This is a genomic window from Streptomyces tauricus (assembly GCF_014650955.1).
In the GTDB taxonomy this organism is placed as follows: Bacteria; Actinomycetota; Actinomycetes; order Streptomycetales; family Streptomycetaceae; genus Streptomyces; species Streptomyces tauricus.
Genome location: NZ_BMVY01000017.1, coordinates 82,610 through 105,004, shown reverse-complemented (window position 1 = coordinate 105,004; position 22,395 = coordinate 82,610). Strand labels below are relative to the sequence as shown.

Sequence of the window (22,395 nt, the reverse complement as noted above, 5' to 3'; positions counted from 1 at the left end):
GCGTACCATCGGCGCGCGCCGGGAAAATTCACATACCGGCAACATGTGCGCCTACCGCTCCTCGCCGATGAGTGGGCGAATGTCGTTTGTCGGAGGGGTGCCCGCGGGGTGGGTGGCCTGTTCGTGTCGTACCGCGATGACGGTGGGTCGCGGGCGTCGCGGTGCCCGGCCCCCACAAGGCGTGCTTCACGTCATCACTGGTGAGGATGCGGTTCCGGCCAAGGTCCACGAACTCGTCGACCGGCGGTCGCGGAGGACCGTACGGTGTCTGGTGGCCGGGGACGGGCCGGTGCCCCGGGTGGATGACGCACCCGGTAACGTCGCCGTCGTGGCCCGCGTCGACCGGGCCCCGGCGTTCCGCCGCGAGAAGGACCGAAACGCCTCTTGCGCATCCGGCGACCCCAGGTGTCCCGATGCGCAGACAGCGCCTAATGGCCCGGACGTACACGTCACTACGTACCGGCTGGGTGTGAACTGTGAGGCTTCTCCGCAGATCAGCGCACCCGCCCTCGTCAGGACGCATCAGCGGCAACTGACGGGTACGTGCAAAATATTTGGGATGCCCCGGAATAGGAACACAGAGGCACCTCGGCTCGTTGTCATTACGTGAGCACGACACCACCTGTTCTCGCCGCAGAGCTGGCAGGGGCGTGGGCCGACATTCAGCGGCACCACCCCGAGCTGCCCGATCTTGCCGCGCCAGAGTCCCTGATCGGGGAGTCGTCGTCCGCCTGCGGACACGAACTCTCCTTCGAACGACTGCTTCACGAGGCAGTCCACGGCATCGCCGCCGCCCGAGGTGTCCGTGACACCTCCCGCGCCGGCCGGTACCACAACCGCAGATTCCTCGCGATCGCCGAGGAGTTGGGCCTGGACCACCCCGAGGAACCGCATCCCAGCAGCGGCTTCTCCCTGGTCACGCTCAACCCCGAGGCGAAGCGGCGCTACCGCCCGACGATCGAGCGGCTGCAGCGCGCCCTCAAGGCGCACACGGTTGCGACCGCCGCCGACACGGCCCGCAGCTTCCGGGGCCCGGCCGCCCGGCACGGCTCCTCCGGAGGGGGCGTGCGGGTGAAGGCGGTCTGCGACTGCGGACGTAACGTCCGCGTCGTCCCGTCGGTCCTCGCGCAGGCGCCGATCGTGTGCGGAGGGTGCGGGAAGCCGTTCCGCATCCCGGAGGTGGTCGGCGCGGCAGCGGGCTGAGCGGACGGCTGACGCAGCGGCGGGCCGTCGTCCCGCCGGGGTGGTGCGGGAGAGCGCGGCGGCACTTCGTGGGTGCCGGTTCGCGCGATGGCCCACCTCGACGGCGACACCCGTACGGGCCCGGTGACAGGCCCCGGCGGTATCGCGGGGCGGCCCGGCGCCGCCCCGGACCGCCCGGGTCGAGGGGCCCTTGTGGGTGTGGCAGAATGGTCAGCTGTACTCGCAGCCGCACAGGACCCCTCTCTCCTCCGGCTGACGCGTCCATCGGGCACTCGGGTACCGCAACCCCACGCGGCAATCTCGCCGTGCCCAACCCCGTCAAGACCAGGAGACACCACTTCCGTGGCAGTCAAGATCAAGTTGAAGCGTCTCGGCAAGATCCGCGCGCCTCACTACCGCATCGTCGTCGCCGACTCCCGTACCCGCCGTGACGGCAGGGCCATCGAGGAGATCGGCCTGTACCACCCGGTGCAGAACCCGTCGCGCATCGAGGTCGACTCCGAGCGTGCGCAGTACTGGCTGGGTGTCGGCGCGCAGCCGACCGAGCCCGTGCTCGCCATTCTCAAGCTGACCGGCGACTGGCAGAAGCACAAGGGCCTGCCGGCCCCGGCGCCGCTCCTCGTCGCCGAGCCGAAGGCCGCGCGCCCGTTGTTCGACGCCCTGGGCGGCGACGACGACAGCAAGGGCGAGGCCATCACGCAGAAGAAGAAGGCTGAGAAGAAGGACGAGGCTGCCGCCGAGTCCGCGTCGACCGAGGCCTGAGCATGCTTGAGGAGGCTCTTGAGCACCTCGTGAAGGGCATTGTCGACAACCCGGACGACGTGCAGGTCGCCTCGCGCGACCTGCGCCGCGGGCGCGTTCTGGAGGTCAGGGTTCACCCCGACGACCTCGGGAAGGTGATCGGCCGCAACGGCCGCACCGCGCGCGCCCTGCGTACCGTCGTAGGCGCCATCGGCGGCCGTGGTGTCCGCGTCGACCTCGTCGACGTGGATCACGTCCGCTGACGCACACGCAGCACCGGCTCGGGCCGGGGAGGGCCTCAGGGCCGTCCCCGGCCCGTAGTCGTCCACGCGGTAGAACCGTGGACACACGACAGGAGATCAAGCAAGTGCAGCTGGTAGTCGCGCGGGTGGGCCGCGCCCATGGCATCAAGGGCGAGGTCACCGTCGAGGTACGTACCGACGAGCCGGAGCTGCGGCTCGCGCCCGGTGCCGTCCTGGCCACGGACCCCGCCTCGGCCGGTCCGCTGACCATCGAGACGGGGCGGGTGCACAGCGGCCGCCTCCTGCTGCGGTTCGCGGGAGTACGCGACCGCAACGGCGCCGAGGCGCTGCGCAACACCCTCCTCATCGCCGAGGTCGACCCGGACGTGACGCCCGAGGACCCGGACGAGTACTACGACCACCAGCTCATGGACCTGGACGTCGTCCTGAAGGACGGCACCGAGGTCGGACGGCTCACCGAGATCTCGCATCTGCCCTCCCAGGACCTCTTCGTGGTCGAGCGGCCGGACGGGACCGAGGTGCTGATCCCCTTCGTCGAGGAGATCGTCGTCGAGATCGACCTGGAGAAGCAGCGCGCCGTCATCGACCCGCCGCCCGGGCTGATCGACGACCGCGCGGAGATCGCCTCCTCCAGGGACACGGAAACGGACGGGGACGCGGAACCCGACGGGGACGCGGATACCGGCAGGGACAAGGACACCGGCTCCGGCGCGGGCGGCGTTGCGGGAGCCGACGCCTGATGCGGCTCGACGTCCTCACGATCTTCCCCGAGTACCTGGAACCCCTGAACGTCTCCCTCGTGGGCAAGGCACGCGCGCGTGGACAGCTGAAGGTGCATGTGCATGATCTGCGGGAGTGGACCTACGACCGGCACAACACGGTCGACGACACCCCGTACGGCGGCGGCCCCGGCATGGTCATGAAGACCGGGCCCTGGGGCGACGCACTGGACTCCGTCCTGGCCGACGGCTACGAGACGGGTTCCCAGGGGCCCGTCCTGGTCGTCCCCACGCCCAGCGGCCGTCCCTTCACCCAGGAACTCGCCGTCGAGCTCTCCGAGCGCCCCTGGCTGGTCTTCACACCCGCGCGCTACGAGGGCATCGACCGCCGCGTCATCGACGAGTACGCGACCCGTATGCCCGTGTACGAGGTCTCCATCGGGGACTACGTGCTGGCCGGCGGTGAGGCGGCTGTCCTGGTCGTCACGGAGGCCGTGGCCCGGCTGCTGCCCGGCGTGCTCGGCAACGCCGAGTCGCACCGGGACGACTCGTTCGCGCCGGGAGCCATGGCGAACCTCCTGGAGGGGCCGGTCTACACGAAGCCGCCCCAGTGGCGCGGCCGGGAGATCCCGGACGTGCTGGTCAGCGGCCACCACGGCAAGATCGCCCGCTGGCGCCGGGACGAGGCGCTGCGGCGCACGACCGCCAACAGGCCGGACCTCATCGAGCGCTGCGACCCCGCCGCCTTCGACAAGAAGGACCGCGAAATGCTCTCGATCCTGGGCTGGCAGCCCGGACCCGACGGCCGATTTGGGCGCAGGCCCGACACCGTGGAAGAATAGGCCGCTGCTGTACGTCGTCCGGCGTGCGCCCCTGCCACAGGGGGACATGACGCCCGCCCCGGCGAGAACAGCCCACCTTCTGGAAACACCGACTTCCGTCGATGACCTGTGGCATCGGCGAAGAAAGCAGACGATCATGTCCAACCTGCTCGCGTCCGTCGACTCCGCGTCGCTGCGCAGCGACGTCCCGGCCTTCCGCCCGGGTGACACCGTCAACGTCCACGTGCGCGTCATCGAGGGCAACCGCTCCCGTGTGCAGCAGTTCAAGGGTGTAGTCATCCGCCGCCAGGGCGCCGGTGTCCGTGAGACCTTCACGGTCCGCAAGGTCTCCTTCTCCGTCGGCGTCGAGCGCACCTTCCCCGTGCACACCCCGATCGTCGAGAAGATCGAGCTCGTCAGCCGCGGCGCCGTCCGCCGCGCCAAGCTCTACTACCTCCGTGAGCTGCGCGGCAAGGCCGCGAAGATCAAGGAGAAGCGCGACAACTGAGCTAGCGCCGGGTCCCTCATGAGGGCCGGATAGCATCTGGCCCACATGGACGCCGAAGCACAGCACACGGAGCGCGACCGCTCCTCCCACCCCGTCGTATCCGAGGAGATCTCGGACACACAGGGGGCGGAGGGACGGTCGCGTTTCGCGTTGGTGGCCCGGGCCGCCGACTGGCTGCCGGGCGGACGGATCACCCTGACCGTGCTGTTCTGCCTCTTCTCCCTGCTGCTGCTCACCCGGTTCGTGATCCAGCCGTTCCAAATTCCCAGTGGCTCGATGGAGCCCGGATTGAGGATCGGGGACCGCGTTCTCGTAAATAAGTTGGCGTACCGTTTCGGTGCTGAGCCGAGGCGCGGTGACGTCGTCGTGTTCGACGGCACCGGTTACTTCGGCGACGCCGACTACATCAAACGTGTGGTCGGCGTGGGGGGAGACCATGTGGTCTGCTGCGACAGGCAGGGGAGGATCGAGGTGAACGGCCGCTCGGTCGACGAGTCGACGTTTCTGTACCCGGGGAACGAGCCGTCCGAAGTGCGCTTCGACGTGGCCGTCCCCGAGGGCACCCTCTTCGTCCTGGGTGACCACCGCGGCGACTCCAGCGACTCCCGTGACCACCTCGGCTCCCCGGGCGGCGGCATGATCCCCGTCGACGACGTGATCGGCAGAGCCGACTGGATCGCCTGGCCGCTCGGCCACTGGACCGGTATCGAACGGGCCGACGGCTACGCGCGCGTGCCCGCCGCCGCGGGCCCGCTCCTTCCCGCGCCCCTCCCGGCGCTCACGGGCCTGCCCGGGCAGGCGCGCCGCGACGAACCCGTACCCGGGCGCCAGACGGCGACCAACGGGCGGAAAACCGTGGACGGTGTCCATGGGTAACCGCGGCAAGCCCCGCGGCACCCACAGTGCCGCCGAGGACCTCCTGCCCACGGGCTCCCGGCGCACGGGCGGCCCCGTGATGCCCGGCCGCGCCGACCGGCGCAAGCTGGCCCGGCGGGTCAAGCGGCGCAGGCAGCGCTCCGCGATCAAGGAAATACCGCTTCTGATCGGCGTCGCGCTGCTCATCGCGCTCGTCCTGAAGACGTTCCTCGTCCAGGCCTTCGTGATCCCGTCGGGCTCCATGGAGCAGACGATCCGGATCGGCGACCGTGTCCTGGTCGACAAGCTGACCCCGTGGTTCGGGTCGAAGCCCGAGCGCGGTGACGTCGTCGTGTTCAAGGACCCCGGCGGATGGCTGGAGGACGAACAGCCGACGGCGAAGAAGGAAGACCCCATCGTCGTCAAGCAGGTCAAGGAGGCGCTGACCTTCATCGGCCTGCTGCCCTCCGACAACGACCGGGACCTCATCAAGCGGGTCGTCGCGGTCGGCGGCGACACCGTCAAGTGCTGCGACGCCCAGGGCCGCGTCACCGTCAACGGAATGCCGCTCGACGAGCCCTACATCAACCCCGGCGACAAACCCTCCTCGCTGGTCTTCGAGGTCAAGGTGCCGGCGGGGCGCCTGTGGGTGATGGGTGACCACCGGTCCAACTCCGCCGACTCACGCTTCCACCGCACCGAGAAGTACAACGGCACCATCTCCGAGGACGTCGTGGGCCGTGCGATGGTCATCGCCTGGCCCATCGGTCACTGGACGCAGCTCAAGGAACCCGACACCTACGCGTCCGTGCCCGAGGTCGCCGGCGGAGCGACCACCGCACTCGACACGTCGCATAGGGTGGCCACCGCGGATCGATATGGATTGATCCCGCTCCCGACCCCTGCGGAACTCCCGCTCGTTATGGGAGTGGTGGGCCTGCGTCGTATCCGGCGCGGGCGGCGGCACGGAGTGAGGAGTGGATGTGGGGGATTTGGCGGTCGGCGCACGATCCGGACACGAGGGGCCCGAGGAACGACCGGGACGATCCGAAGAGTCGGTCCCGCCGGCCGGCGAGGACGCCGTGGCCCCCGGAGACGCCTCCGGTGACGACGGCGGGGACGAGCGGAACCTCGACGGGACCGCCCCTGCGCCGAAGAAGCCGCGGTCCTTCTGGAAAGAACTTCCCCTGCTCATCGGCATCGCGCTGGTTCTCGCGCTGCTGATCAAGTCCTTCCTGGTGCAGGCGTTCTCGATCCCCTCGGACTCGATGCAGAACACCCTCCAGCAGGGTGACCGCGTCCTCGTCGACAAGCTGACCCCGTGGTTCGGCTCGGAGCCCGAGCGCGGCGAGGTCGTCGTCTTCCACGACCCCGACAAGTGGCTGGCCGGCGAGCCGACGCCCAACCCGAACGCGATCCAGACAGCCCTCAGCTGGATCGGCCTGATGCCCTCCTCCGAGGAGAAAGACCTCATCAAGCGCGTCGTCGGAGTCGCAGGCGACACCATCGAGTGCAAGGGCACCGGTCCGCTGAAGGTCAACGGCAAGGCGCTGAACGAGGCTTCCTACGTGTACCCGGGCAACACCCCCTGCACCATGGACGACGCCGGCGGCCAGTTCAAGGTGAAGGTTCCCGAAGGCAAAATCTGGGTCATGGGTGACCACCGGCAGAACTCGCTGGACTCCCGCTACCACCAGCAGGACAAGCACAAGGGCTTCGTACCCGTGGACAACGTGGTGGGCCGCGCGATCGTCGTCGCCTGGCCGCCCACCCGCTGGTCGACGCTTCCGGTGCCGGACACCTTCGACCAGAACCTGAGCGCCGCCGCCCCGGGTGCGCTCGGGCTCGCGGGCGCGCTGCCGCTGGTGCTGTGGCGCAGGCGTCGCCTTACCGTCGGGAACACCAGGGTTTCTGGGTCGCGTACCGCCGGGTAGGGTGCCGTCCCAGACGCCGATCTTCCGTGGCCCGAGCCGGGCCGCGAGGTCGATTCTCCGAGTTGGGGAGCACTGGGATGAGCGGGACACGTCGTACGGACGAGGGCCACGGACGGCTCGGCAGCAAGCTGTCGGGGCTGGCCGTGGCCCTCGGCTGTGTGCTCTTCCTCGGTGGGTTCGCCTGGGGAGCGGTCGTCTACCAGCCGTACACCGTGCCGACCGACTCGATGGCGCCGACCATCGCGAGCGGCGACCGGGTGCTCGCCGAGCGGATCGACGGCTCCGAGGTGCGGCGCGGTGACGTCGTCGTCTTCAAGCAGGCCACCTGGGGCAACATGCCCATGGTCAAGCGGGTCGTCGCCGTCGGCGGGGACACGGTCGCCTGCTGTACGCAGGACAAGCTGACCGTCAACGGCAAGAAGATCGAGGAACCCTATCTGCCGAAGGGCAGCGCGGCGGAGTCGTCCACGATCCCCTCCATCGAGGTGCCCAAGGACCGGCTCTTCCTGCTCGGCGACGAGCGCAGCGGCTCGCTGGACTCCACCGCCCACCTGACGGAGGCCGGCAACGGCACGGTGCCGCGCAGCGCGGTGAGCGCGCGCGTCGACGCGGTGGCCTGGCCCATGAACGGCATGCTGGACCGTCCCACCGGCTTCGAGCCGCTCGGCGGCATCTCCGACCCCGGGCCCCTGCGGCTGGTCCTCGCAGCGGTCGTGGCGGGCGCGGTACTCGTCCTCGGCGGGGCCGCGTACGGGCCGATCGCCAACCGGTCGGCACGCCGGCGCAGCCGTACGGGGGCGGGGGAGCGGGCCCTTGCCGGCTGACGCGTCCTCACCTACGGACGGCCGGGCGGCCACGGGAGCGGGGGGTACGGGCGAGCGGGGTACGGGGGAGCAGATCAGCTCGGTGCCCGGTGGGCTCGACGAGGGGACGCTCCCGGTGCCCGGTGGGCTCGGTGAGCTGCGGAAGGTCGCTCGGGTGGTGCTGCTGGACCCGCGGGACCGCATCCTGCTGCTGCACGGGCACGAGCCCGACGACCCGTCGGACGACTGGTGGTTCACGCCGGGCGGAGGGGTGGAGGGGGACGAGACACGGGAAGAGGCCGCGCTGCGGGAGCTCGCGGAGGAGACCGGCATCACCGAGGTCGAGCTGGGTCCGGTGCTGTGGCGGCGGACCTGTTCGTTCCCGTTCGCGGGGCGTCGCTGGGACCAGGACGAGTGGTACTTCCTGGGCCGTACGACGCAGACGGCGACCGAGACCACGGGGCTGACCGAGCTGGAACGGCGCAGTGTCGCCGGAGCGCGCTGGTGGACGTGCCGGGAACTTGCCCGGGCACATGAGACGGTGTATCCGACCAGACTCGCCGAGCTGCTGCTCAGGCTGCTCGACGAAGGGCCCCCGGCCAGGCCCGAGACCCTCGACACGGAAATCGTCTAGGGGTTCGCGGGGCTGACGCACAATAGGGGGACGCACGGCTGAAGGGGAACATGCCATGAGCGCCGAGGACCTCGAAAAGTACGAGACCGAGATGGAGCTGAAGCTCTACCGGGAGTACCGCGATGTCGTCGGTCTGTTCAAATATGTGATCGAGACCGAACGGCGCTTCTACCTCACCAACGATTACGAGATGCAGGTCCACTCGGTTCAGGGCGAGGTGTTTTTCGAGGTGTCCATGGCGGATGCCTGGGTGTGGGACATGTACCGACCTGCTCGGTTCGTGAAGCAGGTGCGCGTCCTGACATTCAAGGACGTGAATATCGAGGAGCTGAACAAGAGCGATCTCGAACTGCCGAGCAGCTAGGACGGGACGGCTGGGACAGTCGGATCGGTCCCGGGAGTTCCAAGGCGGCCGCTCGTACGGGTGACTGAGTTGTCCACAGTCGAGCGGCCGTCCACCAAGATCCAACAGCGGATCGTGATGGGCTCAGTGTTGGCGCCGGAGGTGGTGCCGGCATGAAGACGTCCAAGGCATCCGAAGCAGTGAACTCAGCCGGGACAGCAGGGGCATCCGGGTCGGCAGGGCCGGCCGAGGTGCCCAAGGCTTCCAGGGCGCGCAACGCACTCGGCAAGTACGGCGAGGACCTGGCCGCGCGACGGCTGGCCGAGGCCGGCATGACGGTCCTGCAGCGCAACTGGCGCGCGGGCCGGTCCGGCGAGATCGACATCGTGGCCCGCGACGGCGACGCGCTGGTCGTCTGCGAGGTCAAGACCCGCCGTGCGGGGTCCTTCGAGCATCCGATGGCCGCCGTGACCCCGGTCAAGGCCCAGCGTCTGCGCGGCCTCGCCGAACGCTGGCTGCAGGAACACGGAGGGGCTCCACCCGGCGGCGTCCGTATCGACGTCGTGGCTGTCCTGCTGCCCGACCGCGGCGCACCCGTCGTGGAGCATGTACGAGGGGCGGCCTGATGGGCTTCGCGCGTACGTGCTCGGTGGCCCTCGTGGGCGTTGACGGTGTCGTCGTCGAGGTCCAGGCCGATCTGGAACCGGGGGTCGCGGCGTTCACCCTGGTGGGACTGCCCGACAAGAGCCTGACGGAGAGCAAGGACCGCGTCAGGGCGGCCGTGGTCAACTCCGGCGGCGAGTGGCCGCAGAAGAAGCTCACCGTCGGACTCAGCCCGGCCTCGGTGCCGAAGGGCGGCAGCGGGTTCGACCTGGCCATCGCCTGTGCCGCGCTGGGCGCCTCGGAACGCATCGATCCCCGCGTGCTCGCCGACATCGTGATGATCGGAGAGCTGGGTCTGGACGGACGGGTCCGGCCCGTACGAGGTGTGCTGCCGGCCGTGCTGGCCGCAGCCGAGGCGGGGTACGAACAGGTGGTGGTGCCGGAGAGCGCGGCCGCCGAGGCATCCCTGGTGCCCGGTGTGTCCGTGCTCGGCGTCCGCAGCCTCCGCCAGCTCATCGCGGTCCTCACGGACGAACCGGTGCCCGACGAGGATCCGGACGAGCAGGGCCGGACCGACCCGCTCGCGGGCCTGCGCATGCCGGGCACCGGCGCGGCCACCGGAATGCACAGCATGGACGCCGCGCACCACGACCACGACCTCGCCGACGTCGTGGGCCAGCTCTCGGCACGGACCGCGGTGGAGGTCGCCGCGGCCGGCGGCCACCACCTGTTCCTGGAGGGGCCGCCGGGAGCGGGCAAGACCATGCTCGCCGAGCGGCTGCCCGCCGTCCTGCCGCGACTCCACCGGAGCGAGTCCCTGGAGGTCACGGCCGTCCACTCGGTCGCCGGTCTGCTGCCACCCGGCAAACCGCTGGTCGACGTCGCCCCCTACTGCGCCCCGCACCACTCGGCGACCATGCAGGCACTCGTCGGGGGCGGCCAGGGGGTGGCACGGCCGGGCGCGGTGTCGCTCGCTCACCGCGGAGTCCTTTTTCTGGACGAGACACCTGAATTCAGCAGCCGTGCCCTCGACGCACTGCGCCAGCCCCTGGAGTCGGGGCATGTGGTGATCGCGCGCAGTGCGGGTGTCGTGCGCTTCCCGGCACGCTTCCTGATGGTCCTCGCGGCCAATCCCTGTCCCTGCGGCCGCTTCTCGCAGCGGGACACCCTGTGCGAGTGCTCGCCCTCCATGATCCGCCGCTACCAGGCACGGCTCTCCGGACCCCTGCTCGACCGCGTCGACCTTCGGGTAGAGGTGGACCGCGTCACGCGTTCCCAGCTGACGGAGCGGGGCGCGCGGGGCGAGTCCACCGAGACGGTCGCCGACCGGGTCAGGGAGGCCAGGGCGAGGGCCGCCGCGCGGCTGACGGACACCCCCTGGCGCACGAACAGCGAGGTACCGGGCCGCGAGCTCCGCAGCCGGTGGTACGCGTCCCCGGGAGCCATGGACGACGCGGAGCGCAGTCTGGAGCGCGGTGTGCTCACCGCCCGGGGGCTCGACCGTGTCCTGCGGGTCGCCTGGACCGTCGCGGATCTCGCCGGCCGCGACCGGCCGGGGGTGGCGGATGTGACCCTCGCGCTGCAACTGCGCACCGGGGTCCCCCGGGGGGTGCCGATGGCGATCGGAGCCTCCCGGTGAGCGGGGACAGGGGCGGGGGCGGGGAGGGTGAGCGGCTCCATCGGGCCTTGCTCGCACGCGTCGTCGAACCGGGGGATGAGGTCTGCGGGCGATGGCTCCGTGAGTGCGGAGCGGGGGAGGTGGTCCGGCGCCTCACCGGAGGCGGACAGCAGCTGCCGGGTGTGACGGACGTGCGATGGGCGGGTCTGCGGGCGCGGGCCGAGCGGGCGGACCCGGAGCGGGACCTCGCGGTGGCGCGGGACAGCGGGACACGGTTCGTGTGTCCCGGCGATCCGGAGTGGCCCGCGCAACTGGACGACCTGGAGGACGCGAGGCCCGTCGGGCTCTGGGTGCGGGGGTTGCCCAGTCTGCGGATATGGGCGCTGCGCTCCGTCGCCGTCGTGGGGGCACGGGCCTGTACCGAGTACGGCGCCCACATGGCGTCGACGCTCGGCGCCGGGCTCGCGGAGCGGGGCTGGGTCGTGGTGTCGGGGGGTGCCTACGGAGTGGACGGCGCGACGCATCGGGGAGCGCTCGGGGCGGGCGGCGCCACCGTCGCCGTGCTCGCCTGCGGGGTCGACCGGCCCTATCCGCGCGGTCACACACAGCTGATCACCAGGATCGCCGAACAGGGTCTGGTGGTGGGGGAGTTGCCACCCGGCGACCATCCGACCCCGAGCAGGTTCATCCTGCGGAACCGGGTCATCGCGGCGTTGACGCGCGGCACCGTGGTCGTGGAGGCGGCATATCGGAGCGGCGCGTTGGCGACCGCCCGGGCCGCTCAGCGGCTGGGCAGATTCACGATAGGAGTACCCGGGCCGGCCACCAGCGGGCTCTCGGCGGGTGTGCACGAACTCCTGCGCGGGGACGCGGTGCTGGTCACCGACGCCGCGGAAGTCGCCGAGCTCGTCGGTGACATGGGCGAGCTGGCCCCGGCCCGGCACGGACCCGTACTCCCGCGCGACCTGCTGGACCCGGATGCCGCCCGGGTGCTGGCCGCGCTGCCGGTCAGGGAGGCGGCGTCGCGGCAGGAGATCGCCCGGGGCGCCGGGACGACCGAGGACGACGTGGTCGCGAGACTGTACGAACTCCGCTCACTTGGCTTCGTCGAACGACACGGCGACGGCTGGAAGTTGACACGCCAGGCCACTCTGTCCATCGGTATGGATCGGGGGTGACGCTGACCGAGCGTGTTCGGCCGTCCGGGCTAGCCCTCGAAGTCCCCGGGTTTTCCCGGAGTTGACGCCCAGCGGTGGTCACACACGGCGACGGCCGTGCCTCCGTGGGGCGTCCAGCGGAACGTATCTGCGCACGGTGAGTCCGCCACTGTTCGCACACTGCGACTCTCCAGTCACGCTACGCTCACATGGATTCCGACTCAGACAGGCAACTTCGACATCAGACCGACAGCTCACGCAGTTACCCACAGTTCACTGCAGAACGGCACAAGGCGACGCATGCCCCAGCACACCTCCGGGTCCGACCGGGCGGCGGTTCCCCCCGCCGCCCGTGACGGCGGCGTGCGGCCGCCCGCCCCCTCGACGCTCGACGAGCTGTGGAGGTCGTACAAGACCACGGGCGACGGGCGGCTGCGCGAGCAGCTGATCCTGCACTACTCGCCGCTGGTGAAGTACGTCGCCGGCCGGGTGAGTGTGGGGCTGCCTCCCAATGTGGAGCAGGCGGACTTCGTCTCGTCGGGCGTGTTCGGGCTGATTGATGCCATCGAGAAGTTCGACATCGAGCGGGAGATCAAGTTCGAGACGTACGCGATCACGCGGATCCGGGGCGCGATGATCGACGAACTGCGGGCGCTGGACTGGATCCCCCGGTCCGTGCGGCAGAAGGCACGCAATGTCGAGCGGGCCTACGCGACGCTGGAGGCGCGGCTGCGGCGTACGCCGTCGGAGTGCGAGGTGGCCGCCGAGATGGGGATCGCGGTCGAGGAACTGCACGCGGTGTTCGGTCAGTTGTCGCTGGCCAACGTCGTGGCCCTGGAGGAGCTGCTGCACGTCGGCGGTGAGGGCGGCAACCGGCTGAGCCTGATGGACACGCTCGAGGACACCGCGGCCGACAACCCGGTGGAGGTCGCGGAGGACCGTGAGCTGCGGCGTTTCCTGGCACGGGCCATCAACACGCTGCCCGAGCGGGAGAAGACCGTGGTGACCCTCTACTACTACGAGGGCCTCACGCTCGCCGAGATCGGCAACGTACTCGGGGTGACGGAGAGCCGCGTCAGCCAGATCCACACGAAGTCGGTGCTACAGCTCCGAGCGAAACTGGCCAGCTTCGGCCGCTGACCTTGCGGGGCGCCTGCCGCGGGCGTTTCCGACGTCGCTGGCCCCGCGGGCGTTGCCGGTCTCGCGGCCCCCGGGCCTTGCCGGGTCCGCGGTCCCGCCGACTCTGCCGGCCCCGCGACTCCGCTGGCCTCGCCGAGTTCGCTGGCCTCGCCGACCTCGTCGGGTTTCGGCCCCGCCGGTCTCGCGGCCGGCCGACTCCGTCGGTCTCGCGGTCTCGCAGGCATTGCCGGGTTCGCAGCCCGGCCGGGCCTCGCCGGTTTCACCGGGTCCGCCGGCCTCGCGGTCTCGCAGGCCTCACCGATCCCGCCGCGTCCGCCTGCCTCGCGGCCTGCTGGTCCTGCCGGTCTCATGGTCTCTCAGCCCCGCGGTCCCGCGGCCTCGACGGATCCGCCGGCCATGCCGAACTCGTCGGCTCTGCTGGTCTCGCTGACCTCGGCGGATCGGGTCCGTCCGGGGTGCGGGGTGTGTCTCCGTCGGGGCTTCTCGTGTGCGGGCGGAAGCCGCTTGGCGTGGGCTCCGGGCGGGAGGACGCCCCCTGGCGGGGAGCCGAGAAACCCCCTCGTCCGGCGGCGAGAAACCCCTCGGTCGGAACCGGGAAACCCCCGCGCCCAGCGCCGGTGCGTCGTGACTGAGCGAGTGCTCAGGGGCGAGAGTCTCCCGTCCTGGGTGGCGCGTCCGTAAAGTGGGGGCGTGCCAAGGATTCGAGCGGCCTCCGTGGCCGAGCACCGGTCGATGCAGCGAGCCGCCCTGCTGGACGCGGCGCGATCACTGCTGTCCGAGGGCGGGACGGAAGCCCTGACGTTCCCGGCGCTCGCCGAGCGGACGGGTCTCGCGCGGTCCTCCGTGTACGAGTACTTCCGTTCCCGCGCGGCCGTGGTCGAAGAGCTCTGCGAGGTCGACTTCCCGCTCTGGGCCGCCGAGGTCGAAACCGCGATGTCGCTCGCCGGGACACCCGAGGGCAAGGTCGAGGCGTACGTCCGCCGACAGCTCGCCCTGGTGGGGGACCGGCGCCACCGGGCCGTCGTGGCGATCTCCGCGAGTGAACTCGACGCCGGCGCGCGCGAGAAGATCCGCGCCGCGCACGGAGGGCTCGTCGCGATGATCGTGGAGGCGTTGCGGGACATGGGGCACGAGCAGCCCCGGATGGCCGCGATGCTTCTACAGGGGATCGCGGACGCGGCGGTGCGGAGGATCGAGATCGGTGCGGCCGAGGAGCCCGAGGTGATCACCGAGGCCGCCGTCGCGATGGCTCTGCGAGGCGTGCGGGGTTGATGGGCATTGCCCCCGCCCTCCCCCTCCCCCCTCTCTCCAACTCTCACCGCCTCTACCGCAGGCCGGTGGTCCCCGGTTGTGGGATTCCCGTGAGCGGTAGCAGGCGTGATGGGCCCCTCGTCAGTAGCCAGGGGGGCAGCAGCGACAGCGGGTCCAGGTAGGTGTCCCCCCGGCGCAGTCCCCAGTGGAGGCATGGCATCGGGCAGTGGGATGTCGGTGGCTCCAGTACGCCCACCACCTCGCCCGCGGTCACCTCGGTGCCCTTTCTCAGCGTCGCCGTCACCGGCTGGTACGTCGTGCGCAGGGGCGGATCCCCCGTGCCCGTCAGCTCGACCGAGACGACCCCGCGGCCCGCGACCGGGCCGGCGAAGGAGACGCGGCCGGGCGCGACGGCCCGGACCGGGGTGCCGGTGGCCGCGGTGAGATCGACGCCCCGGTGGCCCCGGCCGTAGGCGGTCGCCGGCGGCTCCCAGCCCCGCGCCACCGACGGGCGCGACCCCACAGGCCAGGCGCGGCCGACGGCAGGGACCGGCGGGCCCCCGCCGCCGGAACCGACGGCAGAACCTCCGCCGGGGTCGCCGTCCCGGGCCGTGGCCGCGGGGCCGCCGCCGGGCGCGAGGCCCAGCAGGAGGCCGAGTGCCAGCACGGCGGCCAGCGTCATGGCGGGCCGCCACACCGGCCGCGTATGAGGAAAACGGTCTGCTCGCATGCGAGAACGGTGCCTCGGATGGCATGAAAAAGGGGATCATGGCCGGGATCTGTGGAGTACCCGTCGGTTGTGGACAGCGGCGTCACCCGGCACCCCGTGGGTCCCGTACACTTCTTGTGGCGATCCGGGTCACCGGGTCGACTTCGCACGCCCCGACATCAGGTCGTCAAACAGCCGATGTCAGCGCCCCTCGGTCCCTCGTGGCAAGGCGCAATGCGGGCGTCAGGCGCGACCGCCGTCCGGCGGACGCGGCACAACCGAGAACACCAAGGAGTACGGCCATGGCCGTCGTCACGATGCGGGAGCTGCTGGAAAGCGGCGTCCACTTCGGTCACCAGACCCGTCGCTGGAACCCGAAGATGAAGCGCTTCATCTTCACCGAGCGCAACGGCATCTACATCATCGACCTGCTCCAGTCGCTGTCGTACATCGACCGCGCCTACGAGTTCGTCAAGGAGACCGTCGCCCACGGCGGCACGGTCATGTTCGTCGGCACGAAGAAGCAGGCGCAGGAGGCCATCGCCGAGCAGGCGACCCGCGTCGGCATGCCCTACGTGAACCAGCGCTGGCTGGGCGGCATGCTCACCAACTTCTCGACCGTCTACAAGCGTCTGCAGCGCCTCAAGGAGCTTGAGCAGATCGACTTCGAGGATGTGGCCGCGTCCGGCCTCACCAAGAAGGAGCTGCTCGTCCTCTCCCGCGAGAAGGCCAAGCTGGAGAAGACCCTCGGCGGTATCCGCGAGATGTCCAAGGTGCCCAGCGCCGTCTGGATCGTGGACACCAAGAAGGAGCACATCGCGGTCGGTGAGGCCCGGAAGCTCAACATCCCGGTCGTCGCCATCCTCGACACCAACTGCGACCCCGACGAGGTCGACTACAAGATCCCGGGCAACGACGACGCGATCCGCTCCGTCACCCTGCTCACCCGCGTGATCGCCGACGCCGTCGCCGAGGGCCTCATCTCCCGTTCCGGTGCCGGCAAGGCCGCCGAGGGTGACAAGGCCGCGGGCGAGCCGCTCGCCGCGTGGGAGCGCGACCTGCTCGAGGGCGGCGAGAAGAAGGCCGACGAGACCGCTGCCGAGGCGCCCGCCGCCGACGCTCCGGCCGCTGACGCCGAGGCCCCCGCCGCCGAGGCCGCCACCGAGGCCCCCGCCGCTGAGGCCGAGGCTCCGGCTGCCGCCGAGGCCCCCGCCGAGGCCGAGGCTGAGAAGCCGGCTGCGGCCGAGCAGGCCTGACGATCCAGCGCCACGGTTGAGTGAGGGCGGGCGGCGCCTGGTGCGTCGCCCGCCGTTCACCCCCAGCCCGTAGATCTTCGGTGGACGCCCGCCCGATCAGCGGCGGACGCCGACTGCAGAGACTTCGAACTCCGAGAAGAGATTCACAGATCATGGCGAACTACACCGCCGCCGACGTCAAGAAGCTCCGTGAGCTCACGGGCGCCGGCATGATGGACTGCAAGAAGGCGCTGGACGAGGCCGACGGCAACGTCGACAAGGCCGTCGAGGCGCTGCGCATCAAGGGCCAGAAGGGCGTCGCCAAGCGCGAGGGCCGCTCCGCCGAGAACGGCGCCGTGGTCTCCATCATCGCCGACGACAACACCTCCGGTGTTCTGGTCGAGCTGAAGTGCGAGACGGACTTCGTCGCCAAGGGCGAGAAGTTCCAGGCCGTCGCCAACCAGATCGCCGAGCACGCCGCCGCGACCTCCCCGGCCGACATCCAGGCGCTCCTCGCCTCGGAGATCGAGTCCGGCAAGACGGTTCAGGCGTTCGTCGACGAGGCCAACGCGAACCTGGGCGAGAAGATCGTCCTGGACCGCTTCGCCCAGTTCACCGGCGCCTACGTGGCCGCGTACATGCACCGCACCATGCCCGACCTGCCCCCGCAGATCGGTGTTCTGGTCGAGCTGGACAAGGCCGACGCCGGTCTTGCCAAGGGCATCGCGCAGCACATCGCCGCCTTCGCGCCGAAGTACCTCTCCCGTGAGGACGTTCCGGCCGAGGTCGTCGAGTCCGAGCGCCGCGTCGCCGAGGAGACCACGCGCGCCGAGGGCAAGCCCGAGGCCGCGCTCCCGAAGATCGTCGAGGGTCGCGTCAACGGCTTCTTCAAGGAGGCCACCCTCCTCGGTCAGCCGTACGCGCTCGACAACAAGAAGTCCGTCCAGAAGGTCCTGGACGAGGCCGGTGTCACCCTGAAGCGCTTCTCGCGCATCAAGGTCGGCATCTGAGTCCGTACCGCGATCGACGCGCGATCCCGCTAGGGTCGACAGCAGTCGTCCGTGGTGGTCGCGCAGACCGTCACGCGCGGGCGTGAACGGACGACAGCAGATCTGACGAGGAGGCCATTGCCGCGCATGGGATGCGAACAACACCCCGCCGGCAGTGGCCTTCTTCGTATGTGCGACCCGTATGTGCGACACGTAGAAGAGGCGAGATCTCCATGACCACCACCAAGGCCGCCGACAAGGACGAAAAGAGCGACACCGGCAAGGGCTCCGGCCGCTTTCTGCTGAAGCTTTCCGGTGAGGCGTTCGCCGGTGGCGGAGCGCTCGGCGTCGACCCCGACGTGGTGCACAAGATGGCCCGGGAGATCGCCGCGGTGGTCCGCGGCGGCGCCCAGATCGCCGTCGTCATCGGGGGCGGCAACTTCTTCCGCGGGGCCGAGCTCCAGCAGCGCGGCATGGACCGGGCCCGCTCCGACTACATGGGCATGCTCGGCACCGTCATGAACTGCCTCGCCCTCCAGGACTTCCTGGAGAAGGAGGGCATCGACTCGCGCGTGCAGACCGCCATCACCATGGGGCAGGTCGCCGAGCCGTACATCCCGCTGCGAGCCGTGCGGCACCTGGAGAAGGGCCGCGTGGTCATCTTCGGTGCGGGCATGGGCATGCCGTACTTCTCCACGGACACCACCGCCGCCCAGCGCGCTCTGGAGATCGACGCCGAAGCGCTGCTGATGGGCAAGAACGGTGTGGACGGGGTCTACGACTCCGACCCCAAGACCAACCCCGAGGCGGTCAAGTTCGACGCGCTCAGCTACGGCGAGGTCATCACCCGCGACCTGAAGGTCGCCGACATGACCGCGATCACGCTGTGCCGCGACAACAAGCTCCCGATCCTCGTCTTCGAGCTTCTGGCCGAGGGCAATATCGCTCGGGCGGTCAAGGGTGAGAAGATCGGCACGCTTGTGGGTGACCAGGGCAGTCGGGCCTGACCGGGGGATGGACAATGTCCTGCCGGTCGGGAACCGTTCAGGAATAAGACGCGACGCAGCCGGCCGCCTAACCGCCAGGGAACCGCAGCCGGGCCTACTCAAGACACGCAGGAGCAAGTGGTGATCGAAGAGACCCTCCTCGAAGCCGAGGAGAAGATGGAGAAGGCCGTCGTGGTCGCCAAGGAGGACTTCGCCGCGATCCGCACAGGCCGTGCGCACCCGGCGATGTTCAACAAGATCGTGGCGGACTACTACGGCGCGTTGACCCCGATCAACCAGCTGGCCTCGTTCTCGGTGCCCGAGCCGCGCATGGCCGTGGTGACCCCGTTCGACAAGAGCGCGATGCGCAACATCGAGCAGGCGATCCGCGACTCCGACCTCGGCGTCAACCCGAGCAACGACGGCAACATCATCCGGGTGGTGTTCCCCGAGCTGACCGAGGAGCGCCGCAAGGACTACATCAAGGTGGCCCGCACCAAGGCCGAGGACTCCAAGATCTCGATCCGTTCCGTACGCCGCAAGGCCAAGGACGGCATCGACAAGCTGATCAAGGACGGCGAGGTCGGCGAGGACGAGGGCCGCCGTGCGGAGAAGGAGCTCGACGACACCACCGCGAAGTATGTCGCGCAGGTGGACGAGCTGCTCAAGCACAAGGAAGCAGAGCTGCTCGAAGTCTGATGAACGACTCTTCCTGGGGGGCACCGCCACAAGCCGGGTACTGGGGGCCGTCCGACCAGGGGCCTGTCCAGGGGGCTGCCCCGGCGGGTCCCGCGTACGATGCGCACCACGCGCAGCAGACTCGCCCCATGCCCATCGTGCCCGACGTACCCGCGCATGGCGGAGACCAGGATGACGACCGGGGGGCTGCTCGGACGGGCGGCCCCCTGTTCCGCGACGAGACGCCGCCGACGCCGCCCTACCAGGCACCGTCGCAGAATCCGCAGAATCCGCAGGAGCCCATGACCAGCGCCGCACAGCCCGCACCCGCGCCGCAGAAGAAGAGCGCGGGCCGCGACCTGGGTGCTGCCATAGGGGTCGGCGTCGGGCTCGGCGTGGTCATCGTCGCGTCGCTGTTCGTCGTCAAGGCCGCCTTCGTCGGCGTCATAACGGTCGCTGTCGTGGTCGGCCTGTGGGAACTGACGTCGCGGCTCGCCGAGCGCAAGGACATCAAGGCCCCGCTCGTGCCACTGGCGTTGGGCGGCGCGGCGATGGTCATCGCCGGGTACGTCCGCGGGCCCGAGGGCGCCTGGGTGGCGATGGCGCTCACCGCGCTCGCGGTCCTGGTCTGGCGGATGACCGAACCGCCCGAGGGCTACCTCAAGGACGTCACCGCGGGGGTCTTCGCGACCTTCTACATCCCGTTCCTCGCCACCTTCGTGGCGATGATGCTCACCGCGGACGACGGCGCGTGGCGTGTTCTCACGTTCCTGGTGCTGGCCGTGGTCAGCGACACGGGGGCGTACGCCGTCGGGTGGCGCTTCGGCACGCACAAGCTCGCCCCGCGCATCAGCCCCGGCAAGACCCGTGAGGGCCTGCTCGGCGCGGTGGCGTTCGCGATGGTGGCGGGCGCGCTGTGCATGGAGTTCCTCATCGACGGCGGCGCCTGGTGGCAGGGGCTGCTCCTCGGCCTCGCGGTCGCGGCCAGCGCCACGCTCGGTGACCTCGGCGAGTCGATGATCAAGCGCGATCTGGGCATCAAGGACATGGGCACCCTGCTCCCGGGCCACGGCGGGATCATGGACCGACTGGACTCGCTGCTGCCCACCGCTCCCGTGGTGTGGCTGCTGCTGGTGCTCTTCGTCGGATCGGGCTGACCGGACCGAGCGCCGCGTGACTTTCGGGGACCCCCAGCCGATCAGGGCTGGGGGTCCTCGGCGTCCGGGCCCGCCGGGGAGTACTCGTGCGGCCGGCCGCCCTGCCACTTCACCCACCGCGGGTCGTCCAGCAGCTCCCAGGCGTCGTCCGGCAGGCCCGCCCGGCGCAGGAACTCGACCAGGTCGGTGTCGCTGTGCGCGAGCCCGAAGACCTGGCCGTGGATGGTGACCCGGCGCCCGCGGGCGCCCGTCATGCGGTGCACGACGATGGGCGCCGGGCCTGTCCCGCCCGTCCCGCTCGTCCCGTTCGTGTTCTCGTCCTGCGGCCGTTCGCCGTTCACAGCACACCCAGATCGTTGTCGGGCCGGCAGTAGGGGCACGCGGTGATGCCGTCCTCCGTGAGAGCCCGGAGCGCCTGCTCGCGGGGCAGCGGCCTGGTGTTCTTGCCGGCCATGCCGCAGTCGCCCGTATGAACGGCTTCGGGTGTGGGCCTGCCGCCCGCTCTTCGCAAGGCGAGCTTCCAGCCGGGCGTGGATGAGGGCAGGGTGCGAGCGGTGCGGGCCGTGGCTGCCTCCTGACGTTCGAGTTCGGCGATGGTGTCGTCCGTACGGCGCAGCTGCCAGGCCAGCCATTCGCGGACGCTGCGCAGGCGGTCCAGGCGATCCACTTTATCGGACACGCGTTCGATTCTAGGTCCAAGGGTGGCCTAGATGGCAACGCGGGCGGTGAAAGGCAGCCCTTCAGTGGCGATCCCGCCCCTCCGGAATGGCCCCCGGTCGCGAGGCCCAGGTCACATGATTCGATCTGCGACACTGGTACAGCCATGCCTAAGCCCGGAGAACTCACATTCGTCGCCCCCCGCGGAGCCAAGAAGCCGCCGCGGCACCTTGCCGATCTCACGCCCGCCGAGCGTAAAGAGGCTGTTGCCGCGGTCGGTGAGAAGCCGTTTCGCGCCAAGCAGCTCTCGCAGCACTACTTCTCGCGGTTCGCGCACGACCCCGAGCAGTGGACCGACATCCCCGCCGGCTCGCGCGAAAAGCTGCAGGAAGCGCTGCTGCCCGAGCTGATGACGGTCGTGCGGCATCTGTCCACCGATGACGACACCACCCGTAAGACCCTCTGGCGGCTCTTCGACGGCACGCTCGTCGAGTCCGTGCTGATGCGTTACCCGGACCGGGTCACCATGTGCATCAGCTCACAGGCCGGCTGCGGGATGAACTGCCCGTTCTGCGCGACGGGACAGGCCGGGCTCGACCGGAACCTGTCGACCGGCGAGATCGTGCACCAGATCGTCGACGGCATGAGGGCGCTGCGCGACGGGGAGATCCCCGGCGGGCCCGCGCGGCTCAGCAACATCGTCTTCATGGGCATGGGCGAGCCCCTCGCCAACTACAAGCGGGTCGTCCAGTCCATCCGGGCCCTCACCGACCCGGAGCCGGACGGGCTCGGACTCTCGCAGCGCGGGATCACCGTCTCGACCGTGGGTCTCGTCCCCGCCATCAACCGGTTCGCCGACGAGGGCTTCAAGTGCCGCCTCGCCATCTCCCTGCACGCACCGGACGACGAGCTGCGCGACACCCTCGTACCGGTCAACACGCGGTGGAAGGTACGGGAAGTACTGGACGCCGGATGGGAGTACGCGGCCCGGTCGGGGCGCCGGCTCTCCATCGAGTACGCGCTCATCCGGGACATCAACGACCAGGCGTGGCGCGGTGACCGGCTCGGGCGGATGCTCAAGGGCAAGCCGGTGCATGTGAACCTGATCCCGCTGAACCCGACGCCCGGCTCCAAGTGGACCGCCTCGCGGCCCGAGGACGAGAAGGCGTTCGTCGAGGCGATCGCGGCCCATGGTGTGCCCGTCACCGTCCGGGACACCCGTGGCCAGGAGATCGACGGGGCGTGCGGACAGCTCGCGGCCACCGAGCGGTAGTCTGGCGGACGTGGGCGGTTGTCGTACGCCTGTGTGGGTCCACATCTTCATATTCCGACAGGGGAGCGCCACAGCGCTGAGAGTGCGGGACAGCCCGCAGACCCTCTGAACCTCGCCC

The 22,395-nt window shown here is 70.2% G+C and carries 26 protein-coding genes; 23 read left to right on the top strand and 3 right to left on the bottom strand.

Annotated features, from left to right (window positions below):
• The first annotated feature begins 606 nt into the window (after positions 1 to 606).
• The 17 genes from IE278_RS24600 (at position 607) to IE278_RS24520 (ending at position 14,614) form a co-directional block, all read left to right on the top strand.
• The gene (locus tag IE278_RS24600; RefSeq protein ID WP_107021810.1) at positions 607 to 1,203 is read left to right on the top strand and encodes a hypothetical protein; all 597 of its coding nucleotides are present in this window, start codon (positions 607 to 609) and stop codon (positions 1,201 to 1,203) included.
• Between the two features lie 342 nt (positions 1,204 to 1,545).
• On the top strand, positions 1,546 to 1,965 hold the full coding sequence (gene rpsP / locus IE278_RS24595) for a 30S ribosomal protein S16 (RefSeq protein ID WP_107021809.1): 420 nt from the start codon (positions 1,546 to 1,548) through the stop codon (positions 1,963 to 1,965).
• Between the two features lie 2 nt (positions 1,966 to 1,967).
• Positions 1,968 to 2,207: an RNA-binding protein gene (locus tag IE278_RS24590; protein WP_005479813.1), complete on the top strand. Its 240-nt coding sequence runs from the start codon at positions 1,968 to 1,970 to the stop codon at positions 2,205 to 2,207.
• Between the two features lie 104 nt (positions 2,208 to 2,311).
• Entirely contained in the window at positions 2,312 to 2,947 is a 636-nt protein-coding gene (gene rimM, locus IE278_RS24585) for a ribosome maturation factor RimM (RefSeq protein WP_189775428.1), read from the top strand.
• The gene (gene trmD / locus IE278_RS24580; RefSeq protein ID WP_189775427.1) at positions 2,947 to 3,768 is read left to right on the top strand and encodes a tRNA (guanosine(37)-N1)-methyltransferase TrmD; all 822 of its coding nucleotides are present in this window, start codon (positions 2,947 to 2,949) and stop codon (positions 3,766 to 3,768) included. Before rimM ends, trmD begins: the two co-directional genes overlap by 1 nt.
• Before the next feature lie 136 nt (positions 3,769 to 3,904).
• On the top strand, positions 3,905 to 4,255 hold the full coding sequence (gene rplS / locus IE278_RS24575; RefSeq protein WP_189775426.1) for a 50S ribosomal protein L19: 351 nt from the start codon (positions 3,905 to 3,907) through the stop codon (positions 4,253 to 4,255).
• Between the two features lie 45 nt (positions 4,256 to 4,300).
• Positions 4,301 to 5,131, top strand: a complete 831-nt coding sequence (gene lepB / locus IE278_RS24570) for a signal peptidase I (protein ID WP_189775425.1) — start codon at positions 4,301 to 4,303, stop codon at positions 5,129 to 5,131.
• Positions 5,124 to 6,218, top strand: coding sequence for a signal peptidase I (gene lepB / locus IE278_RS24565; protein WP_189775424.1), 1,095 nt, complete (start codon positions 5,124 to 5,126; stop codon positions 6,216 to 6,218). The genes lepB (IE278_RS24570) and lepB (IE278_RS24565) overlap by 8 nt, the downstream gene beginning before the upstream one ends.
• On the top strand, positions 6,103 to 7,044 hold the full coding sequence (gene lepB / locus IE278_RS24560; protein WP_189775482.1) for a signal peptidase I: 942 nt from the start codon (positions 6,103 to 6,105) through the stop codon (positions 7,042 to 7,044). The genes lepB (IE278_RS24565) and lepB (IE278_RS24560) overlap by 116 nt, the downstream gene beginning before the upstream one ends.
• 77 nt (positions 7,045 to 7,121) lie before the next feature.
• Positions 7,122 to 7,868 (top strand): signal peptidase I, encoded by a 747-nt coding sequence (gene lepB, locus IE278_RS24555; RefSeq protein WP_189775423.1) that lies wholly within the window; start codon positions 7,122 to 7,124, stop codon positions 7,866 to 7,868.
• A gap of 82 nt (positions 7,869 to 7,950) precedes the next feature.
• Positions 7,951 to 8,481 (top strand): NUDIX hydrolase, encoded by a 531-nt coding sequence (locus IE278_RS24550; RefSeq protein ID WP_246570580.1) that lies wholly within the window; start codon positions 7,951 to 7,953, stop codon positions 8,479 to 8,481.
• A 55-nt stretch (positions 8,482 to 8,536) separates the two neighbouring features.
• Positions 8,537 to 8,845 (top strand): DUF2469 domain-containing protein, encoded by a 309-nt coding sequence (locus IE278_RS24545; RefSeq protein WP_055510545.1) that lies wholly within the window; start codon positions 8,537 to 8,539, stop codon positions 8,843 to 8,845.
• A gap of 152 nt (positions 8,846 to 8,997) precedes the next feature.
• Positions 8,998 to 9,450, top strand: a complete 453-nt coding sequence (locus IE278_RS24540) for a YraN family protein (RefSeq protein WP_189775422.1) — start codon at positions 8,998 to 9,000, stop codon at positions 9,448 to 9,450.
• Complete coding sequence (locus tag IE278_RS24535) at positions 9,450 to 11,066, top strand: YifB family Mg chelatase-like AAA ATPase (protein WP_189775421.1); 1,617 nt, start codon at positions 9,450 to 9,452, stop codon at positions 11,064 to 11,066. Before IE278_RS24540 ends, IE278_RS24535 begins: the two co-directional genes overlap by 1 nt.
• On the top strand, positions 11,063 to 12,223 hold the full coding sequence (gene dprA / locus IE278_RS24530) for a DNA-processing protein DprA (protein ID WP_189775420.1): 1,161 nt from the start codon (positions 11,063 to 11,065) through the stop codon (positions 12,221 to 12,223). Before IE278_RS24535 ends, dprA begins: the two co-directional genes overlap by 4 nt.
• A gap of 279 nt (positions 12,224 to 12,502) precedes the next feature.
• Positions 12,503 to 13,342 (top strand): RNA polymerase sigma factor WhiG, encoded by an 840-nt coding sequence (whiG, locus tag IE278_RS24525; protein ID WP_189775419.1) that lies wholly within the window; start codon positions 12,503 to 12,505, stop codon positions 13,340 to 13,342.
• Between the two features lie 714 nt (positions 13,343 to 14,056).
• Positions 14,057 to 14,614 carry a TetR/AcrR family transcriptional regulator gene (locus IE278_RS24520; RefSeq protein WP_189775480.1) on the top strand — a complete coding sequence of 186 codons (558 nt, stop codon included), beginning with the start codon at positions 14,057 to 14,059 and terminating at the stop codon, positions 14,612 to 14,614.
• Positions 14,615 to 14,666: 52 nt separating this feature from the next.
• Here the strand turns inward: IE278_RS24520 and IE278_RS24515 are convergent, their stop codons facing one another.
• A complete protein-coding gene (locus IE278_RS24515; RefSeq protein WP_246570571.1) occupies positions 14,667 to 15,323 on the bottom strand; it encodes a M23 family metallopeptidase in 657 nt (218 codons plus the stop codon).
• Between the two features lie 281 nt (positions 15,324 to 15,604).
• Here IE278_RS24515 and rpsB point away from each other — a divergent pair, with 281 nt between their 5' ends.
• The 5 genes from rpsB to IE278_RS24490 all read left to right on the top strand — a co-directional run bounded on the left by rpsB (position 15,605) and on the right by IE278_RS24490 (position 20,347).
• Complete coding sequence (gene rpsB / locus IE278_RS24510) at positions 15,605 to 16,558, top strand: 30S ribosomal protein S2 (RefSeq protein ID WP_189775418.1); 954 nt, start codon at positions 15,605 to 15,607, stop codon at positions 16,556 to 16,558.
• Positions 16,559 to 16,710: 152 nt separating this feature from the next.
• Positions 16,711 to 17,547 carry a translation elongation factor Ts gene (tsf, locus tag IE278_RS24505; RefSeq protein ID WP_189775417.1) on the top strand — a complete coding sequence of 279 codons (837 nt, stop codon included), beginning with the start codon at positions 16,711 to 16,713 and terminating at the stop codon, positions 17,545 to 17,547.
• 212 nt (positions 17,548 to 17,759) lie between these two features.
• Positions 17,760 to 18,533, top strand: coding sequence for a UMP kinase (pyrH, locus tag IE278_RS24500; RefSeq protein ID WP_189775416.1), 774 nt, complete (start codon positions 17,760 to 17,762; stop codon positions 18,531 to 18,533).
• A 120-nt stretch (positions 18,534 to 18,653) separates the two neighbouring features.
• Positions 18,654 to 19,211, top strand: a complete 558-nt coding sequence (gene frr / locus IE278_RS24495) for a ribosome recycling factor (RefSeq protein WP_149515371.1) — start codon at positions 18,654 to 18,656, stop codon at positions 19,209 to 19,211.
• Positions 19,211 to 20,347, top strand: coding sequence for a phosphatidate cytidylyltransferase (locus tag IE278_RS24490; RefSeq protein WP_189775415.1), 1,137 nt, complete (start codon positions 19,211 to 19,213; stop codon positions 20,345 to 20,347). The genes frr and IE278_RS24490 overlap by 1 nt, the downstream gene beginning before the upstream one ends.
• A 41-nt stretch (positions 20,348 to 20,388) precedes the next feature.
• Here IE278_RS24490 and IE278_RS24485 read toward each other — a convergent pair whose 3' ends face one another.
• Complete coding sequence (locus IE278_RS24485) at positions 20,389 to 20,601, bottom strand: hypothetical protein (RefSeq protein WP_189775478.1); 213 nt, start codon at positions 20,599 to 20,601, stop codon at positions 20,389 to 20,391.
• 83 nt (positions 20,602 to 20,684) lie between these two features.
• The gene (locus tag IE278_RS24480) at positions 20,685 to 21,026 is read right to left on the bottom strand and encodes a DUF6233 domain-containing protein (RefSeq protein WP_189775414.1); all 342 of its coding nucleotides are present in this window, start codon (positions 21,024 to 21,026) and stop codon (positions 20,685 to 20,687) included.
• A gap of 144 nt (positions 21,027 to 21,170) precedes the next feature.
• Here IE278_RS24480 and rlmN point away from each other — a divergent pair, with 144 nt between their 5' ends.
• The gene (rlmN, locus tag IE278_RS24475; RefSeq protein ID WP_189775413.1) at positions 21,171 to 22,277 is read left to right on the top strand and encodes a dual-specificity RNA methyltransferase RlmN; all 1,107 of its coding nucleotides are present in this window, start codon (positions 21,171 to 21,173) and stop codon (positions 22,275 to 22,277) included.
• The last annotated feature ends 118 nt before the right edge of the window (positions 22,278 to 22,395 follow it).

Bases quoted from the DNA above. Each gene is read 5' to 3' on its own strand.
- IE278_RS24590 (WP_005479813.1), top strand. From the start codon at position 1,968: ATGCTTGAGGAGGCTCTTGAGCACCTCGTGAAGGGCATTGTCGACAAC.
- trmD (WP_189775427.1), top strand. From the start codon at position 2,947: ATGCGGCTCGACGTCCTCACGATCTTCCCCGAGTACCTGGAACCCCTG.
- rplS (WP_189775426.1), top strand. From the start codon at position 3,905: ATGTCCAACCTGCTCGCGTCCGTCGACTCCGCGTCGCTGCGCAGCGAC.
- lepB (WP_189775425.1), top strand. From the start codon at position 4,301: ATGGACGCCGAAGCACAGCACACGGAGCGCGACCGCTCCTCCCACCCC.
- lepB (WP_189775424.1), top strand. From the start codon at position 5,124: ATGGGTAACCGCGGCAAGCCCCGCGGCACCCACAGTGCCGCCGAGGAC.
- lepB (WP_189775423.1), top strand. From the start codon at position 7,122: ATGAGCGGGACACGTCGTACGGACGAGGGCCACGGACGGCTCGGCAGC.
- IE278_RS24545 (WP_055510545.1), top strand. From the start codon at position 8,537: ATGAGCGCCGAGGACCTCGAAAAGTACGAGACCGAGATGGAGCTGAAG.
- IE278_RS24540 (WP_189775422.1), top strand. From the start codon at position 8,998: ATGAAGACGTCCAAGGCATCCGAAGCAGTGAACTCAGCCGGGACAGCA.
- IE278_RS24535 (WP_189775421.1), top strand. From the start codon at position 9,450: ATGGGCTTCGCGCGTACGTGCTCGGTGGCCCTCGTGGGCGTTGACGGT.
- whiG (WP_189775419.1), top strand. From the start codon at position 12,503: ATGCCCCAGCACACCTCCGGGTCCGACCGGGCGGCGGTTCCCCCCGCC.
- IE278_RS24515 (WP_246570571.1), bottom strand. From the start codon at position 15,323: ATGCGAGCAGACCGTTTTCCTCATACGCGGCCGGTGTGGCGGCCCGCC.
- rpsB (WP_189775418.1), top strand. From the start codon at position 15,605: ATGGCCGTCGTCACGATGCGGGAGCTGCTGGAAAGCGGCGTCCACTTC.
- tsf (WP_189775417.1), top strand. From the start codon at position 16,711: ATGGCGAACTACACCGCCGCCGACGTCAAGAAGCTCCGTGAGCTCACG.
- pyrH (WP_189775416.1), top strand. From the start codon at position 17,760: ATGACCACCACCAAGGCCGCCGACAAGGACGAAAAGAGCGACACCGGC.
- IE278_RS24490 (WP_189775415.1), top strand. From the start codon at position 19,211: ATGAACGACTCTTCCTGGGGGGCACCGCCACAAGCCGGGTACTGGGGG.
- IE278_RS24485 (WP_189775478.1), bottom strand. From the start codon at position 20,601: ATGACGGGCGCCCGCGGGCGCCGGGTCACCATCCACGGCCAGGTCTTC.
- rlmN (WP_189775413.1), top strand. From the start codon at position 21,171: ATGCCTAAGCCCGGAGAACTCACATTCGTCGCCCCCCGCGGAGCCAAG.